Genomic DNA, 17053 nt, shown 5'->3' with positions numbered 1-17053 from the left:
GGTACAAGCTATACGAAACTGATATTTAATTTTACAGAAAAAAGGAGGATGTCTAAATGACAAAGAAAACAGAAATTCCATCGCATTTAAAACCATTCGTATCCACACAGCATTATGATCAATACACACCGGTGAACCACGCTGTATGGCGTTACATTATGAGACAAAATCATAGCTTCTTAAAAGACGTTGCTCATCCAGCCTATGTGAACGGACTACAATCATCTGGTATTAATATAGATGCAATACCAAAGGTAGAAGAAATGAATGAATGTTTGGCGCCAAGCGGCTGGGGCGCTGTAACGATTGACGGACTTATTCCTGGCGTCGCATTTTTCGATTTTCAAGGGCACGGATTGCTACCAATCGCAACAGATATTCGCAAGGTAGAGAATATCGAGTATACACCAGCTCCAGATATTGTACACGAAGCTGCAGGACACGCACCTATTTTACTTGATCCTACATATGCAAAATATGTGAAACGATTTGGACAAATTGGTGCAAAAGCTTTCTCAACAAAAGAAGAACATGATGCATTCGAAGCTGTTCGTACATTAACAATTGTAAAAGAAAGCCCTACTTCTACTCCTGATGAAGTTACAGCTGCTGAGAATAATGTACTTGAAAAACAAAAGTTAGTTTCTGGCTTATCAGAAGCGGAACAAATTTCACGTCTTTTCTGGTGGACAGTAGAATATGGATTAATTGGAAATATAGATGCTCCAAAAATATATGGTGCTGGTCTCCTTTCTTCTGTTGGCGAAAGCAAATATTGCTTAACAGACGCTGTAGAAAAGGTTCCATTCTCTATAGAGGCATGTACAAGTACAACTTATGACGTAACAAAAATGCAACCACAACTATTTGTTTGTGAATCATTTGAAGAATTAACAGAAGCACTTGAGAAATTCTCTGAAACGATGGCCTTTAAAACAGGTGGTAAAGAAGGATTAGAAAAAGCAATTCGCTCTGAAAATCATGCAACTGCTGAATTAAATAGCGGCTTACAAATTACAGGTACATTTACCGAGACAATTGAAAACGATGCAGGTGAATTGATTTACATGCGAACGAGCTCGCCAACAGCATTAGCCATTCACAATAAACAGCTAGCGAATCATTCTACGGCTGTACACAGTGACGGCTTTGGAACACCGATTGGATTACTCACTGAAAATATTGCATTAGAAAATTGTACAGATGAACAACTACAAGCATTAGGAATTTCAATTGGAAATATTGCTGAGTTTACTTTTGCAAGTGGTATTCATGTAAAAGGAACAGTAACAGATATTGTAAAAAACGATAAAAAAATTGCGCTTATTTCCTTTATCAATTGCACAGTTACTTATAACGACCGCGTTTTATTTGATGCTTCATGGGGCGCATTTGATATGGCTGTTGGTTCAACAATTACTTCGGTATTCCCAGGTGCCGCAGATGCTGCAGCATTTTTCCCAACGGATGAAGAAGTTCAAAAAATACCTGCTCCACTTGTACTGAATGAACTTGAACGTATGTATCAAACCGTTCGTGACATTCGAAATGAAGGTATTTTACACGACGCGCATATCGAGCAATTAGTAGCAATTCAAGAAGTATTAAATAAATTGTATCCGAAAGAATGGTTACTTCGCCTTGAAATATTAGAATTGCTTTTAGAGCATAACAAAGGGCATGAAACATCAGCAGCATTATTACAACAACTTTCTACTTTCACAACGGATGAAGCTGTAACACGTCTTATTAACAATGGTCTTACGCTACTTCCAGTAAAGGATGTGAAAAATGATGCTACGATTAACTGAAGAAGAAGTTCAAGAGGAATTATTGAAGTTAGATAAATGGGTAGTAAAAGATGAAAAATGGATTGAAAGAAAATATATGTTTTCCGACTACTTAAAAGGAGTCGAATTTGTCTCTGAAGCCGCCAAACTATCAGAAGAACATAATCACCACCCATTTATCCTTATCCAGTATAAAGTAGTCATTATTACTTTGTCATCTTGGAATGCAAAAGGTTTAACGAAACTCGATTTTGAGCTTGCGAAGCAATTTGATGAACTATTTGTCCAAAATGAAAAAGCCATTATAAGAAAGTAAAAAGGAGAAGCCTTTATTAGGCTTCTCCTTTTATTTTGAAATGGATACAATGTCCAAATGGATCCTCTACTTGTAATATTCCATCTTTGTACGTAGCAATCTTGCCAATATTTTTTAAGCTTTCACATACTTGCTCTTTTTGTTTTTCATTTGCTAATACAATTGTGAAATATTTCAAGCCAACGGAATTTGGCATTTGCGGTAATATTCCTTCACCTTGCCACGTATTTAAACCGATATGGTGATGGTAGCCACCTGCCGATACAAAGAGCGCCCCATTACGAGCTGGGATCGTTACTTCAAAACCAAGACCATCCACATAGAAACGTTTCGCTTCTTCCAAATCAGCTACATGGAAATGAATATGTCCCATCACAGTACCAGCTGGAAATCCGTTCCATTTACTTCCTTGCTGCAATAATTCTTCACCAGCTAACGGGTTACTAACAAATGGTAGCTCTCCATTCTCATCACGCCAAACTTCTTTTTGACGATCATGATAAATTTCAATCCCGTTTCCATCTGGATCAGCTAAATAAAGGGCCTCACTAAAGTAATGGTCAGCTCCGCCGTGCAGTGGATAAACCATTTCTACAAGATGACGAAGGATATTCGCTAAATCCTGTCTGCTCGGTAATAAAATTGCGTAATGATATAAACCCGTTCTCCCTCTTTGCTTTGGTAAGGCTTCTTTCTTTTCTTCAATGATAAGGAGTGGTTCGTTATTTTCATTCCCAAATGTAACGACCATTTCATCTTCTTTTAGTACTTTCATACTTAATACTTCTGTATAAAACTCTAGTGATTTCTTTATATTTGATACATATAAATGAACAACATCAAGCGTTGTATCGGGATGAAGTTGAAAACTCATCTTGTTAGCCTCCCATTTAAATTAGTTCTTCTTTGACATTTTCTCTTTTAAGAAATTATCTACAAAACCATCCGCTTTCGCAACAAATAAGTACGCACCCATTGCTAGTAATGCAAGCTCTAATTCGAAACCAGGATTTTTTCCATCTCCTAATAAACCAGCTGACCATTTTACTTTTACAATTGCTCCAACCATAACTAGTGCAAATAATAATCCAATATATCTTACACCTAAACCTAGAATTAATAATAGACCGCCAACTAATTCAACTGTTGCTACACCGTATGCAAGTCCTCCTGGTAAACCAATGCTTGTGAACCACCCTGCAATATTGTCAATTCCCGATTGGAATTTTGTTAAACCGTGCATAAAGAACGTTACCCCTAACACGATACGAATAATTAAGTTACCAATATGTTGATTCATTTCCTTCTCTCCTTTATAGTTTTCTTATACAAAACTTTTATTTACATTACAAAACATACACTAATTTTTTTTATTCGTCAATTCATTTTCACTGGGAAAATATATATTTTTTTTGCTATGATACAAATAGTTGTTTATAAAAAGGAGCTTGATTTTATGAATATTGGTTCTGCAATACGTGAAATTCGTCAACGTAGAGGCATAACAATTGCACAAATTTGTGAGGGAACAGGTCTTTCTAAAGGGTTTATGAGTCAGGTTGAAAATAATAAAACATCACCATCTATCTCAACTTTAGAAACAATCTCCAATTTTTTAAACGTTCCTCTTCCCTATTTATTGTTAGAACAAAAAGATCGATTAAAAGTTGTCAAAAAGGTAGAGCGTAAATATAGTGTATACGGAAAAGATGAACAAAGAATTGAACATGTTGCAGAGCAAGGTGGCCTTCGCCTCAATCTCGTAGAAATTCCTGCTGGGTTTCCGAAAGAAAACACACCAAATGCCCATGAAGGAGAAGAATGTCACCTTGTATTACGCGGAAAACTAGAAGTTCAACACGGAGAAGATGTTGCAATTGTAGAAGAAGGGGATTCTTTCTCCTGGAATGCATGTGTTCCTCATATCGTTCGTAATATAGGAGAAGAAACTGCATTATTACTCATCTCTAGTCATGCTGAAAATCGAAAACGTGTTTATTAAACAAAAAAGAAGCCTGTAAATCAGGCTTCTTTTTATCCTCTTATAACTCCATAGCTTGTCCCAACTAGTACAGTTTTTTCGTTTTGATTGCGATAAACTGACTCGATTGAAACCTTTTTGTATCCTTCCATCTGTTCAACATTCGTTAAAGTTAATTCACAAGTGATCGTATCTCCTGCAAAAACTGGTCTAATAAACTCACTTACTAATTCTCTTGCTATGTAATGTAATTCTTCTCCTACTTTCGTTCCAATACTAGCAGTCAATAAACCATGAACCATTAAACGTCCATTTTCATCATATTCCATATGATGCCTACCTTTATCCCCTGTAATATTTGCAAATTCAAAAACCTCTTCCTCAGTAAATCTTCTTTCGTATTTAAATACATCCCCAACTTTTATACTCATTTTTATCCCCCTAATAATAAACAGAATTTTCTTTCATTTTACCATAAAATGAATCTTAGTTCAGTTTATATTATTAAAATAGTATGCCTTTTTCTGTTCTACTTTTTCTCCTTATCGGTGCCCCTCTTTTTTGGCTATTTGATATCCATAGTACGCACATGTTCCATTTCTCGATAACTCTCTCACCTCAAAACCACAACTTCTATAAAAATCAAAATTACTCGCAGAAGTATGCGCAAACCAGTCACCATGTGGCAATTTTTGCAAACAAAGAGCGACAAGTTTCTTACCTAATCCCTTCCCTCTATATTCACATTTCACAACTAAATTTACTATGTTCGCGACCATGATTCCATCAGAAATGACTCTAACCATTGCAATCATCTCTTCTTCATCCCAAATTGTGAATGCCCATGTTGAATTTTCAAATGCTATCGTAAATTTTTCAATTTGCCAAGAAGGGATATTATCATTGCTCCAACCGGCATCTTCAAATAAGGTCTTAATTGCATATGCAGGTACACCATTCGTTCCCTCACGAATAATAAGTCCATTATGATAAATGTACATGTAATCCCCCCTTTATTTTTATATACCATTCTTCAAAAGATGCAATTTACCTTTTTTCATCCAACACGCCTAATAGAATAAACGAGAACATCGATCCCATGAAATGAAGTTGTTTTCTCATAACTAAGCCCTGTTTTTCTAGCAACAAAGATTGAGGCGGGGTGGTCCGGATTAATAAGAGAGATTAATTTATTCATTCGTAACGCTTGGAAGCCATAATCTCGAAATGCTGCCGCTGCTTCTTTCGCGTACCCTTTTCCCCAATACTGAGGTAATAACCAATAACCAATTTCAATTTCCTCTTTTCCATCTATTTGTTGCTTCACTAATCCTGCATGACCAATTCGTATTCCTGTTTCCTTTTCAATTAATACAAATAAACCGAGACCATTTTTATAGCTAGGAATCACCCACTCCTCCAAACTTTTTTTACACTGCATATATGTTTTTAACGTCCCATTTCCAATATAACGCATTACCTTCTCATTTCCCCATAGTGAAGCGTAGAACTGTAAATCATCCATTGTATATTTGCGAATTTGTAAACGATCTGTATGAAACATTTCTGTACTCCTTCCCACGAATTTTTACTTAATTACACGCTCACGTCTTGTATCCATACTAAATGTTACTATCTATTATAAATGAACTAACATTGAAATACAGAATATTCAATCTCAAAAGAATTTAAAAAAGGCAGTAGACAAATATTGTCTACTGCATCCATATCATAACTAGCATAAAGAAAACTACAATTGAGGGGGGTGTAGGATTTTCAAATACACTAGATACTTATCCCGTTCTAACGGGCGGTAAACTTTCCAATTATATAAAAGTGAAAAGTTTACCGCACATAAGAACTTTGGCGGTCAGTAAGAAAGCACCGTTAAGTAGTCAAATACACGCTGTGCTTTTTCTCCACCCATTCGTGCATGTTGAAGAAGAGAAATACCATGTGGACCAGATGCACGTAATGCTTCTGGTTGTGCTACTAAAATAGCTTGTACAACTTCTATTTCTCCCAGCATAGCGGCCGCGAAAATATCCATTCGAGCACCCTTTTCTAATAAGTAAAGAGCAATATCTTTACGCCCTACATGTGCCGCTGCTCCTAACGCACTTTCCCAATCTGACCCACCCCAATTGTAAGAGGCATGAAGTAAACTTGGCGATTCAGCCAACAGTTCTTGTACTTTTTCTAAATCTCCGTGAGCTGCCATAACAAATTCCCTTACTAACTCAGTGGTAACACGTTCTTCTGTTCGCATTTTGCTCCTCCTTTTTTAGAAATTCGTTTCGGTGTAAAAAATGGCTTTTCGCTTCCTTGAAAAATATCTACCTCTATGCCAAATATATGTTGAAACATTTCATGACATAACACTTCTTCTGGTACACCATCATACTGAAGCTTCCCTCGCTTTAATACGAGTAAACGATCACTATATTGAGCCGCTTGGTTAATATCATGTAAAACCATTATAATTGTCATACCAAATTCCTCGTTTAGTCGTTTCACAAGTTCCATTACTTCCAACTGATGAACGATATCTAAAAAAGTTGTTGGCTCATCCAATAATAAGACGTTCGTACGTTGTGCTAGCGTCATTGCAATCCAAGCGCGTTGTCTTTCCCCTCCTGATAAAGATTGTAAAAGACGATATTCATACCCTTCAAGATTTGTAACAGACAATGCCCAATCAACAATTTCTTCATCTTCTTTATTTAAGCGACCTCTCCATGATTTATGAGGGCCTCTTCCAAATTCGATTAATTCTTTCACTGTTAAATCTAATTGATGATCATGCATTTGTGGTAACATCGCTAATTGCTTCGCTACATCGGCACTTTTCATCGTATGAATACTTTTTCCATCTAAAACGATATCTCCTTCGCTCTGTTTAAGTAGTCTTGCCATTAAACGAAGCAAAGTAGATTTCCCTGACCCATTCGGTCCAATTAAACTAACGACCTCTCCAGCTTTAATATGTACATTCATATTTTGCATTTGAAATCTTTCAGAATGTGCGTAAAACACTTTGTTAACGGAAATCACGTTGCTTGCCTCCCCTATGAATTAAATATAAGAAGAACGGACCGCCTAAGAAGGATAATAAAATACCGACAGGTAATTCAATTGGATCGAACCAACTTCGAGCTATCGCATCTGCGAAAACAAGTAATATTCCTCCGCCAAGGCATGATAATGGCAGTAAATATTTATAATCATTCCCAACTAATAAACGTAACATATGTGGTACGACGAGACCGACAAATCCAATAAGACCAGAAACACTCACCGCAATTCCAGCTAATAATGTACTTACTACTATTAAATAAAACCGGCTTCTCTCCACGTTATGCCCCAATAATTTCGCCATTTCATCTCCAAGCATTAATACTCGAATATGTTTGATACCAAAGAAAGCTAATATAATAGCGAATATTGCATAATAAATAATCATGTTTAAATGTGCCCAGCTCACACCACCAATGCCACCTGCTAACCACGGTAACACGGACTGTACTTTGTCACTATGCAATAACATTAACGCTGATGTTGCTGCACCAATTAATGCATTGATTGACACGCCTACTAAGACAATTCTTGAAGGTGGCGCCCCTTTTTGCCATGATAAAGCATAAATGATCATCGCCGTTATGAAAGCTCCTAAAAACGCCCCGAGCGGTAAAAAAGCCATATGCTGAGGGAATAAAATCATAATTACGATTGCTACAAGGCCTGCTCCAGATGAAACCCCAATAATACCGGGGTCTGCAAGAGGGTTTCTCATCACCCCTTGCAGCATTGCGCCAGATGCAGCTAAACATGTTCCTACTATAAATCCAACGAGCACTCTTGGTATACGAAGGTCCCATACAATTCGATGAACTGTCGACCCTTCATCTTGTATCCCTGTTAGAATATCTCGTAAAGAAAAGGATAAGCTTCCTGCGAAAAGGCCGTAAAAAAGACCTAAAATCGTTAATATAACTAAACTAACTGCTATGATCCATCTTTTTTTCGCAAAAGGATGTTCCTCTTCCCTTACTACTTCACTACTTTCCATACTTATCATTTCCTTACATCTTGTATACTTTTATACATAAAGTCCATCGCTTCTGTAACTTTTGTTCCAGGATTTGATCCAAATAAGTCAGGTGGCAAAATAACTACACGATTTTGTTTTACTGCATCTAAATTTTTCCATGCTTCATTTTTCATCATTTCACCTTCAAATGCTTTTTTAACACTATTTGGATCTCCATGTGTAATTAAATAAATCACATCTGGATTTGCCTCAATAATGCGTTCTACGCTTAACTGCGCATATTGCGGATATTCCTTCATTTCTGGAAAATCAGCAGCGATATTTTTTCCGCCTGTCTTTTCTAAAATATCACCTGATAAAGAGGTTGGTAATGCGGCTAAATATGTACCTGGTGCTCCATACACTAGCAGTGCTTTCACATAGCTCTTTTTCTCATATTTCTTCATTTGAACATTAATTTTTTGATTAAGTTCGTTTGCTTTATCTTCTTTCTTCATTATCGTTCCATATAGCTCAATATTCTTTTGAATATCTTGTACAGAATTCGCAGAAGAAATCATTACTTTCGTTCCTTGTCCTTCCACCGTTGGAATGTTCTTTTGAAATCTATTGTTAGCAATAAGTACATCAGGCTTTAAGCTAGCAATTTGCTCAAAATTTGGCTGATGTGCATTCCCGATTACTTGTATTTTCTTTATATCCTCTGAAAGAGTTATTTTTGCATCCGGACGACCTACTATTTTTCCGCCTAAAGCATGAATAATATTCATGTCTCCCATACTTAATGTCGCAAAACTCTCTGGCACTTTATCGAATGTCACCTTTCTTCCTGACAGGTCGGTAACTTCTATTTTCTCTTTTCCTTTTTCTGTTTTTGTTGCCGATGCTTTTTCGTCTCCTTTTGCACTGCAACCTATTAATAAGAAAAAAATAGATAAAATCGCTGTGAATAGCGTAATAGATTTTTTCATTCTTTCACCTCTAATTGATAATGATAATCATTAACTACTATTCTACTTTAATTGATAAGGATTATCACTGTCAATATAAAACGCATACATTTTCTAGAAAAACAAAAAGCGTTACAAAAAAGATTCCTTCTTTTTGTAACGCTCTATTTATCAATATTATTCACATTCGTTTCCCTCTAACTCGTCTCGCATCACTTTCACACGCTGAAAGAAAAAGAAGGATAAACTTAAAAATATAACAATGCTCCCCATCATAACAAAAGGTTGTGATGTTTCTTTTGCTCCACTTGGAATCAATAAGCCAACCATTAACAATGTACTTACAGCGAGAAGAATTTGTCCGAACCGAGTATAATCTTCTATTTTCTCTTGTAATTCTTTCATTATATTCTCACTCCTCCATTTCACTGTATCATATTCTATTACACTTAAAGACAAGTAAATACAGCCATTCTGGGAGATGTTTTCCAAAAGACAAAGAGCCGCTTTATGGCGGCTCTTTCACAACCATTACTCACCTTTATATGCTTTCATATAAATTTCTTTCAGTTCTGAAATGAGAGGAAGTTTTGGATTAGCTGTCGTACATTGATCTTCAAAAGCTCTTTCTGCTAATAATCCAACAACCTCTTCAAATTGGTCTTTATCTACTCCTTGTCCTGCAATACTCATATTAATATTTAAGCTTTTTCCAAGTTCAATAATTGCTTGGACAAGTGATTCCACACCTTCTGCCGCCGAACTTGCTGGGAGCCCGAGCATTCTCGCAATATGTGCATAGCGTTCATCAGCTACAAAGTGCTCATATTTTGGGAACAACGCGTGTTTTCTTGGCTTAATAGCATTATAGCGAACTACGTGCGGCATAAGTATTGCATTCGCACGACCATGCGGAATATGGAATTCCGGTCCAATTTTATGTGCTAAACTGTGATTAATACCTAGAAAGGCATTGGCAAATGCCATTCCTGCGATAGCAGAAGCATTATGCATTTTTTCTCGTGCTTCTTCGTCATTTCCATCTTTAAACGCTCTTGGTAAATATTTAAATACGAGATCAATGGCCTTTAATGCTAATCCATCTGTATAGTCATTTGCTAAAACAGACACATACGCCTCGATTGCATGCGTTAATACGTCCATCCCAGTGTCTGCTGTTACATGTGGTGGTACTGTCATTACAAATTGTGGATCAACAATTGCTACATCTGGCGTTAATTCATAATCGGCGAGTGGATACTTTATATTATTTTTCTTATCTGTAATAACCGCAAATGGTGTCACTTCTGATCCTGTTCCAGATGTTGTTGGAATAGCAACAAACTGCGCCTTACTTCCTAATTTCGGATATTTACATGTACGTTTTCTTATATCTAAAAACTTCTGTTTAATTCCATAGAATGTTGTTTCTGGGTGCTCATAGAAAAGCCACATCCCTTTCGCTGCATCCATCGCTGAACCACCACCAAGTGCGATAATGACATCAGGCTGAAAACTTCTCATCATTTCCGCACCTTTAAACACAGTTTCATCTGACGGATCTGGCTCAACCTCAAAGAAAACTTCAACTTTCACATCATTTGCATGTTTACGTAAATAATGCGTAACCGTATCTACATATCCGTGCTCAACCATTCCTGGATCCGTTACAATAAACGCACGTGAAATTTTAGGCATATTTGCTAAATATGCTGTCGCATGTTTTTCAAAATAAATTTTTGGTGGTAATTTGAACCACTGCATATTCTTTTTTCTATTTGCCAACCTTTTTATATTTAATAAATGCGTCGCTGTTACGTTTTGAGAAACCGAGTTTTTCCCGTAGGAACCGCAGCCAAGCGTAAGTGATGGAATAAATCCATTATATATGTCACCGATCCCACCTTGTGATGAAGGAGCATTTACAATAAGGCGGCAAGCTTTCATACGTAATCCAAATTGCTTTTGCACTTCTTTATTTACAGAATGGATAACTGCTGAATGTCCTAAACCACCGAGGTTTAACATTTCTTCACAATATGTAAATCCTTCTTCTAATGAATTTGCTTTTACACAAGCTAATACTGGACTTAACTTCTCACGAGATAGTGGATATGCGGCTCCGATGCCTTGTATTTCAGCTACAAGCATTTTTGTATTTTTAGGTACAGTAATTCCAACTAATTCGGCAATATACTGTGCAGATTTCCCTACAATATCACTATTTACTGCACATGTATTTTCATTAATAACAAGCTTTTCTAATTTACTTCTCTCTTCCTCGGTTACAAAATAACAATTATTTGCAATCATTTCTGTTTTCACATCATCATAAATTTCCTTGTCTACAATAATTGCTTGTTCTGATGCACAAATCATACCATTATCAAATGTTTTAGATAAAATCAAATCATTAACCGCTCGTTTTATATGCGCTGATTTCTCTATATAACATGGTACATTACCAGGACCTACACCTAGCGCTGGTTTTCCAGTAGAATAAGCTGATTTCACCATACCAGCCCCTCCAGTTGCCAAAACAAGAGCAATACCTTCATGGTTCATTAATTGTTTCGTCGCTTCGACAGAAGGCTTTTCAATCCACTGCATACAATGTTTTGGTGCCCCCGCCTTCACCGCTGCATCGTATACTGTTTTCGCAGCTGCAATAGAACAGTTTTGTGCGGAAGGATGAAATGCGAAAATAATTGGATTTCTCGTTTTTATCGCGATTAATGCTTTAAACATTGTTGTCGATGTTGGATTCGTTACTGGCGTTACCCCAGCTACTACACCGACGGGCTCCGCAATTTCTATTATTTCTTCATGAGGATCTTCGTGAATAACCCCTACTGTTTTATCTTTCTTTATGCTATGCCAAATATATTCAGTAGCAAAAATATTTTTAATACATTTATCTTCGTATACACCACGACCTGTTTCTTCAACAGCCAACTTCGCAAGCGGCATATGTTGATCAACACCTGCTAATGCCATTTCATGAACAATGTTGTCAATTTGCTCTTGTGTAAAACTTTCTAATGCTTGTAAAGCTCTCTGACCGTTATTCACTAACGTATCAATCATCTCTTTTACTTCCTGCATTTCATTTACAACTTTCTCTTTGACTACCATGTAAATTCCTCCTATTCTGCTATCTTGGACTAAATAAGACCCTACAGGTCATAATCAGTCCCGATTAGCGCAAAAAAATAGAATTGCTTTCCTACATGAACCTCATTGTTTGTGAAATATTTCACAAGTTTGTTCGTGAGTAACACTTCATGAATTCAATATACATGAAATCATTTTATTTGTGTATGTCTATTTTGTGAAATATTTCACAAAATAATGTAGTAAAAATGCACTGCCTATACTAGCAGTGCATTTTTACTACGCTAACGCTTGTGCTAAATCTTCAATTAAATCTTCTCCGTCTTCAATACCGACAGAAATTCGAATTAATGTATCTGTAATTCCTAGTTCTTTACGACGATCTGCTGGGATTGATGCATGCGTCATTTGAGAGGGGATAGAAATTAAACTTTCTACTGCTCCTAAACTTTCAGCCAGTGTAAAGTATTGTAATTTCTCAAGTACTTTATTTAATGTTTCTTCGCTATCTACATCAAATGAGATAATAGCACCAAATCCATTTGCTTGTTCTGTTGCTAATTCATGGTTTTGATGTGACTCAAGACCTGGATAATATACTTTATTCACTTTTGGATGATTATTTAAAAACTCAGCAATTGCGCGTGAATTCGTTTCATGCTCTTCCATTCGAATTCCTAATGTTTTTAAACCACGAAGTAGTAAGAAGCTATCTTGTGGGCCAAGAATGCCTCCTGTTGAGTTTTGTACAAAGTGAAGGTCTTCTGCTAATTGCGGGCTATTTACAACTACTAAACCTGCAACTACGTCACTATGACCTCCTAAATATTTCGTTGCACTATGAAGTACAATGTCTGCTCCTAAAGAAATTGGCGACTGCCAATATGGCGTCATGAATGTGTTATCAATAATTGTTAATAAATCTTTCTCTTTAGCAAGAGTAGATATTTTTTTAATATCAGTAATTTTTAGTAATGGATTCGTTGGTGTTTCTACATAAATCGCTTTCGTATTTGGACGAATGGCTTCTTCAACTTCCTCTAAGTTTGTTGTATCTACAAATGTATGCTCAATACCGAAGCGGTTTAACACTTTCGTAATCACGCGGTACGTTCCGCCATACACATCATCTGTTAAAATAACGTGGTCACCTTTTGAGAACAACATAATTGTAGCTGTAATAGCCGCCATTCCTGAACCAAATGCGAAACCAGCATGGCCGTTTTCTAATACCGCAATCATTTCTTCTAAAGCTGCGCGTGTTGGGTTTCCTGTACGTGAATATTCATATCCTTGATGCTTACCAACTGCTTCTTGTTTGTACGTACTCGTTTGATAAATCGGTACATTTACAGATCCAGTTGAAGGTTCTCCTATGCGAATACCATGAATTAACTTTGTCTTTGCTCTCATTTTTTATTCCCATCCTTTGTATATGTCTTTACTTAAATAGCGTTCACTACTATCAGGAAAAATCGTTACGATATTTGTACCTGGCGCCGCTTTCTCTGCTTCAAGTAAACTTGCATGAAATGCTGCTCCTGAAGAGCTCCCAACAAGAAGTCCTTCTTTTTGCGCTAATTCTTTCACTCGTAAAAATGCATTGCGATCAGAAATTGTATGAATTTCATCAAAATAAGATGTCTTCAAAAATGGCGGGATAAATTCCAGTCCAATTCCTTCGGTCTCATGTGAACCAGCCTTACCACCATTTAAAATAGATCCTTCTGGTTCCACAATAACCGTTTTTATATCTACATTTTTTTCTTTCAAGTAAGATGCAGTTCCCATAAACGTACCGCCAGTTCCTGCTCCAGCAACAAATATGTTAATCTCTCCATTCAATGCGTCCCACAGTTCAGGCCCTAATGTTTTAAAATATGCACGAGGATTTGCCTCATTTGCGAACTGACTTGGAGAGTATGAATTCGGTATCTCATTTACTAACTCTTTTGCTTTTGCAATTGCACCGGTCATTCCTTGCTCAGTCGGCGTATGCACGACCGTTGCGCCTAGTGCTTTCATTAATTCTTGTTTTTCAATGCTAAATTTCTCTGGTACACAAACGATAACGTGTAAATCATGTTGTAACGCTGCGAGTGCCAGTCCAATACCAGTATTTCCAGCTGTCGGTTCAATAATTGTTCCGCCCTCTGTAACAAGCCCTTTTTCTAGCGCATCTTCGATTAATTCTCTTCCTAATCGGTCCTTAACGCTTCCGCCTGGGTTATAAAATTCAAGCTTTGCAAATAAACGGACCCCTTCTGGAAGTGAAAAACGAGTAATTTCCACAATTGGTGTATGACCAATTAACTCATGAACTCCACGATATACATTCATCGTGTTCTCCCCCTTATTTGCCAATAAAGAAAAGGCAACTGTATGTATTTTCTTTATATGAGACAGTTGCCTTTTTGTTACATTACTTTAACTCTTCTAATACTTTTACAATAAAGTTTGTAGAATGAAGAGCTGCTTGATCTAAAAATTGATCAAATGAAACATTTGATTCTTTACCAGCAATATCAGAAAGTGCGCGAATGATAACAAACGGAACTTCGTATTGGTGGCATACTTGTGCAACAGCTGCTGCTTCCATTTCTACTGCATAAAGATTTTCGAATTTATCACGAATGGCTGCAACTCGGTTCGGATCACTCATAAATGAATCACCTGTTGCAATCATACCTTTTACAACTTGAATATTTTCTTCTGCCTGCATACATTTTTCAGCTAATGCAACTAATGCTTCATCAGCTTTAAATCCAGGCGGCATTCCTGGTACTTGCCCATACTCATAGTTAAATGCTGTTACATCTACGTCATGGTGACGAACTTCTGTTGAAATAACGACATCCCCAACATTTAGAGAATGATGGAATCCACCAGCTGAACCAGTATTAATGACTTTTTCAGGCTTATATCTTTCTAATAAAATTGTCGTTGACATCGCTGCATTTACTTTACCAATACCAGACTTTAACAAGATTACTTCATGTCCTGCTAATTGTCCTTTCGTAAATTCACAACCCGCAACCGTTTCTGTTTCTGCTTGTTCTAATTTGTCACGTAAAATACGTACTTCTTCTTCCATTGCTCCAATTACAGCAATTCTCAATCTAATCCCTCTTTCTATTGCTTAGTTGCCTCCATTACCCACACGAAATGATTTAATCTCGTAAACGTTACATGGAAGCCATTGTTTTCAAAAATAGTCTGCATAACTGGAATACGTGTATAGTATTCCGTTTGCAAATCGTTTGCTAACTGATGAAAACCTCTTTGTTTTGCTGCTTCAACAGTTTTATCATATGCATCTTGATCTGCAAATATCGTATCAGCAAACACTATTTTACCACCTTTGTTTAGCAATTGACTATACTTCGCAATCGCTACATTTTTTTCATCATCTGTTAAATGATGAAACGCATAGGTGCTTACTATGGTATCAATGGAATTCGGGACTTCAAACGAAAGAAAATCACCTTCTGTAACGGAAAACTCTTTTGGCAATTTCTCTTTTGCAATCATGCGCATTTCACGTGACGGTTCTATACCGTAAACTGTGCGGCCAGCAAGTAATAATTTATTTGTTAAATTACCTGTACCGACACCAAATTCTAATACGTTACCAAATGACTTGTTAACTACATCCTCTAGAATGTCCTCATAACGGGCGAAAACTTCTTTATATTGTATATCTTCGCCTTGTACAAATGAGTCGTACGTATGAGCCCACTCATCAAATAAACCATTAAATTCTGTACCCATAAAAATTCCCCTTTTTCTTATCGGTTTTATCAGTATGATATTCCCTCTTTCTAAAAATGTCAATTGAAATGTACATGGTATTTCCTTCTTTTCTTTGTTACACTATAGTTGATTACATAGGAGAGGGGCCGTCTTCATGTCATTTACCTTTGAAATGTTAGAAGATAAAGTAGAATTTTTTGAAGCGGGAGACTTAGCTTCTTTAGAACGTAAAATCAGTGAACAAATCGATAATAATAAAGCACTTATGCTTGAAGTTCATCACATCTCGCATCAAATGGTTATGGATCCTGAAAGTAAAAGACCATATTATAGCGCGGTTGTTCATTTTAAATTAAAGAAATTACGCTAACTAAAAAAGAGAAGCTCCTAAGGAGCTTCTCTTTTTTAGTTTAGAGTTTGAACAAGTACTGGTTTCCAGCCTTCATTGTCTACCCAATCAATATTTACATAATATCTTTTACCTGTTTGTTTATCTTGTACGTTACCGTAAGCTTTATTCTTACCGTTATTTCCGATTCGATGAATAATTAATTGCTCTACTGGAACGTCAATTGCAGCTGAAATCGCTTGATTCATCTCATTCCAATCTGCTGTACCTTTTTTAAACGTCATCGCAGGTGTTGCACCTTGCTCTGTTCCTACTGGCTTCCAAGAAGACTTCGTATAAGCGTCAGTTGCCTTTGGCTGTGTTTTTTCAGCTGGTACTTTCTCGTTAGCTTTCGCTTCTTCTTCAGCTTTTTTCTGTTCTTCTTCAGCCTTTAGCTTCTCTTCTTCTTCTTTCTTCTTAGCCTCTGTTTTCTCTTGTTCATTCTTCTTCGTCTCTTCTTTGCCTTTAGCTTTCTCAGACTTATTCTCTTTCGTTGTTTGCTGAGACACCTTTTTATCGCTAGAAGACGCTTGCTCTTTCGTATCAGGAACAAACAATTGATATGCTACAATAGCTACTGCTACTAGTACAATAGCGATTGCAATATTTAAAACACCGTTTTGACGACGTTTTTGTTGTTTCTGTTGGAATCTAGATCCTCCTGCCATTCTTCAAACCTCCATGCAGTTTTTCATACTTGCTATTGTAAC

At 36.7% G+C, this 17053-nt stretch carries 20 protein-coding genes; 4 read left to right on the top strand and 16 right to left on the bottom strand.

All coding sequences use genetic code 11. The features are described from left to right. The first annotated feature begins 56 nt into the window (after window positions 1-56). Both MR147_RS20990 and MR147_RS20985 read left to right on the top strand, forming a co-directional pair. Window positions 57-1811, top strand: coding sequence for an aromatic amino acid hydroxylase (locus MR147_RS20990; RefSeq protein WP_242304699.1), 1755 nt, complete (start codon window positions 57-59; stop codon window positions 1809-1811). Continuing rightward, window positions 1792-2106, top strand: a complete 315-nt coding sequence (locus MR147_RS20985) for a 4a-hydroxytetrahydrobiopterin dehydratase (protein ID WP_074610311.1) — start codon at window positions 1792-1794, stop codon at window positions 2104-2106. Before MR147_RS20990 ends, MR147_RS20985 begins: the two co-directional genes overlap by 20 nt. 16 nt (window positions 2107-2122) lie before the next feature. Here the strand turns inward: MR147_RS20985 and MR147_RS20980 are convergent, their stop codons facing one another. Both MR147_RS20980 and MR147_RS20975 read right to left on the bottom strand, forming a co-directional pair. Continuing rightward, window positions 2123-2980: a VOC family protein gene (locus MR147_RS20980; protein ID WP_074610313.1), complete on the bottom strand. Its 858-nt coding sequence runs from the start codon at window positions 2978-2980 to the stop codon at window positions 2123-2125. A gap of 21 nt (window positions 2981-3001) precedes the next feature. Next, a complete protein-coding gene (locus tag MR147_RS20975) occupies window positions 3002-3406 on the bottom strand; it encodes a DoxX family protein (RefSeq protein WP_001071557.1) in 405 nt (134 codons plus the stop codon). Between the two features lie 156 nt (window positions 3407-3562). Between MR147_RS20975 and MR147_RS20970 the strand changes: the two genes are divergently transcribed. Then, window positions 3563-4108 carry a helix-turn-helix domain-containing protein gene (locus MR147_RS20970; protein WP_001020702.1) on the top strand — a complete coding sequence of 182 codons (546 nt, stop codon included), beginning with the start codon at window positions 3563-3565 and terminating at the stop codon, window positions 4106-4108. Window positions 4109-4140: 32 nt separating this feature from the next. Here the strand turns inward: MR147_RS20970 and MR147_RS20965 are convergent, their stop codons facing one another. From MR147_RS20965 to MR147_RS20905, 13 genes are all read right to left on the bottom strand, one after another. Continuing rightward, on the bottom strand, window positions 4141-4518 hold the full coding sequence (locus MR147_RS20965; RefSeq protein WP_000025006.1) for a hotdog family protein: 378 nt from the start codon (window positions 4516-4518) through the stop codon (window positions 4141-4143). A gap of 111 nt (window positions 4519-4629) precedes the next feature. After that, window positions 4630-5088 (bottom strand): GNAT family N-acetyltransferase, encoded by a 459-nt coding sequence (locus MR147_RS20960; protein WP_000276116.1) that lies wholly within the window; start codon window positions 5086-5088, stop codon window positions 4630-4632. A 56-nt stretch (window positions 5089-5144) separates the two neighbouring features. Then, window positions 5145-5651 (bottom strand): GNAT family N-acetyltransferase, encoded by a 507-nt coding sequence (locus MR147_RS20955; protein ID WP_000469125.1) that lies wholly within the window; start codon window positions 5649-5651, stop codon window positions 5145-5147. A gap of 306 nt (window positions 5652-5957) precedes the next feature. Next, window positions 5958-6356 (bottom strand): ankyrin repeat domain-containing protein, encoded by a 399-nt coding sequence (locus MR147_RS20950; protein WP_001258469.1) that lies wholly within the window; start codon window positions 6354-6356, stop codon window positions 5958-5960. Continuing rightward, entirely contained in the window at window positions 6323-7141 is an 819-nt protein-coding gene (locus MR147_RS20945; protein ID WP_000626544.1) for an ABC transporter ATP-binding protein, read from the bottom strand. The genes MR147_RS20950 and MR147_RS20945 overlap by 34 nt, the downstream gene beginning before the upstream one ends. Beyond that, window positions 7128-8156, bottom strand: a complete 1029-nt coding sequence (locus MR147_RS20940) for a FecCD family ABC transporter permease (RefSeq protein ID WP_242304697.1) — start codon at window positions 8154-8156, stop codon at window positions 7128-7130. Before MR147_RS20940 ends, MR147_RS20945 begins: the two co-directional genes overlap by 14 nt. A gap of 5 nt (window positions 8157-8161) precedes the next feature. Then, window positions 8162-9109 (bottom strand): ABC transporter substrate-binding protein, encoded by a 948-nt coding sequence (locus MR147_RS20935; RefSeq protein ID WP_242304695.1) that lies wholly within the window; start codon window positions 9107-9109, stop codon window positions 8162-8164. A gap of 156 nt (window positions 9110-9265) precedes the next feature. Next, window positions 9266-9493: a YrhC family protein gene (locus tag MR147_RS20930; protein WP_000661445.1), complete on the bottom strand. Its 228-nt coding sequence runs from the start codon at window positions 9491-9493 to the stop codon at window positions 9266-9268. A 126-nt stretch (window positions 9494-9619) separates the two neighbouring features. Next, entirely contained in the window at window positions 9620-12223 is a 2604-nt protein-coding gene (gene adhE, locus MR147_RS20925; RefSeq protein WP_242304693.1) for a bifunctional acetaldehyde-CoA/alcohol dehydrogenase, read from the bottom strand. A gap of 258 nt (window positions 12224-12481) precedes the next feature. Further along, window positions 12482-13615: a bifunctional cystathionine gamma-lyase/homocysteine desulfhydrase gene (locus MR147_RS20920; protein ID WP_001201908.1), complete on the bottom strand. Its 1134-nt coding sequence runs from the start codon at window positions 13613-13615 to the stop codon at window positions 12482-12484. A 3-nt stretch (window positions 13616-13618) separates the two neighbouring features. Further along, complete coding sequence (locus MR147_RS20915; RefSeq protein WP_074610332.1) at window positions 13619-14542, bottom strand: O-acetylserine dependent cystathionine beta-synthase; 924 nt, start codon at window positions 14540-14542, stop codon at window positions 13619-13621. An 82-nt stretch (window positions 14543-14624) separates the two neighbouring features. Then, complete coding sequence (gene mtnN, locus MR147_RS20910; protein ID WP_001217039.1) at window positions 14625-15320, bottom strand: 5'-methylthioadenosine/S-adenosylhomocysteine nucleosidase; 696 nt, start codon at window positions 15318-15320, stop codon at window positions 14625-14627. A gap of 14 nt (window positions 15321-15334) precedes the next feature. Then, a complete protein-coding gene (locus MR147_RS20905; protein WP_242304691.1) occupies window positions 15335-15973 on the bottom strand; it encodes a class I SAM-dependent methyltransferase in 639 nt (212 codons plus the stop codon). 136 nt (window positions 15974-16109) lie between these two features. On the opposite strand from MR147_RS20905, the gene MR147_RS20900 reads away from it, so the two are divergent. Next, a complete protein-coding gene (locus MR147_RS20900) occupies window positions 16110-16325 on the top strand; it encodes a YrzA family protein (RefSeq protein WP_000010984.1) in 216 nt (71 codons plus the stop codon). Window positions 16326-16360: 35 nt separating this feature from the next. Here the strand turns inward: MR147_RS20900 and MR147_RS20895 are convergent, their stop codons facing one another. Further along, window positions 16361-17011: a YrrS family protein gene (locus MR147_RS20895; RefSeq protein ID WP_074607716.1), complete on the bottom strand. Its 651-nt coding sequence runs from the start codon at window positions 17009-17011 to the stop codon at window positions 16361-16363. Between the last annotated feature and the right edge of the window lie 42 nt (window positions 17012-17053).

It is taken from the genome of Bacillus cereus group sp. BfR-BA-01350 (genome assembly GCF_022663775.1).
Lineage (GTDB): Bacteria > Bacillota > Bacilli > Bacillales > Bacillaceae_G > Bacillus_A > Bacillus_A paranthracis.
The sequence above is the reverse complement of the archived record's forward strand: the minus strand, read 5'-3'. Positions and strand labels throughout refer to the sequence as shown.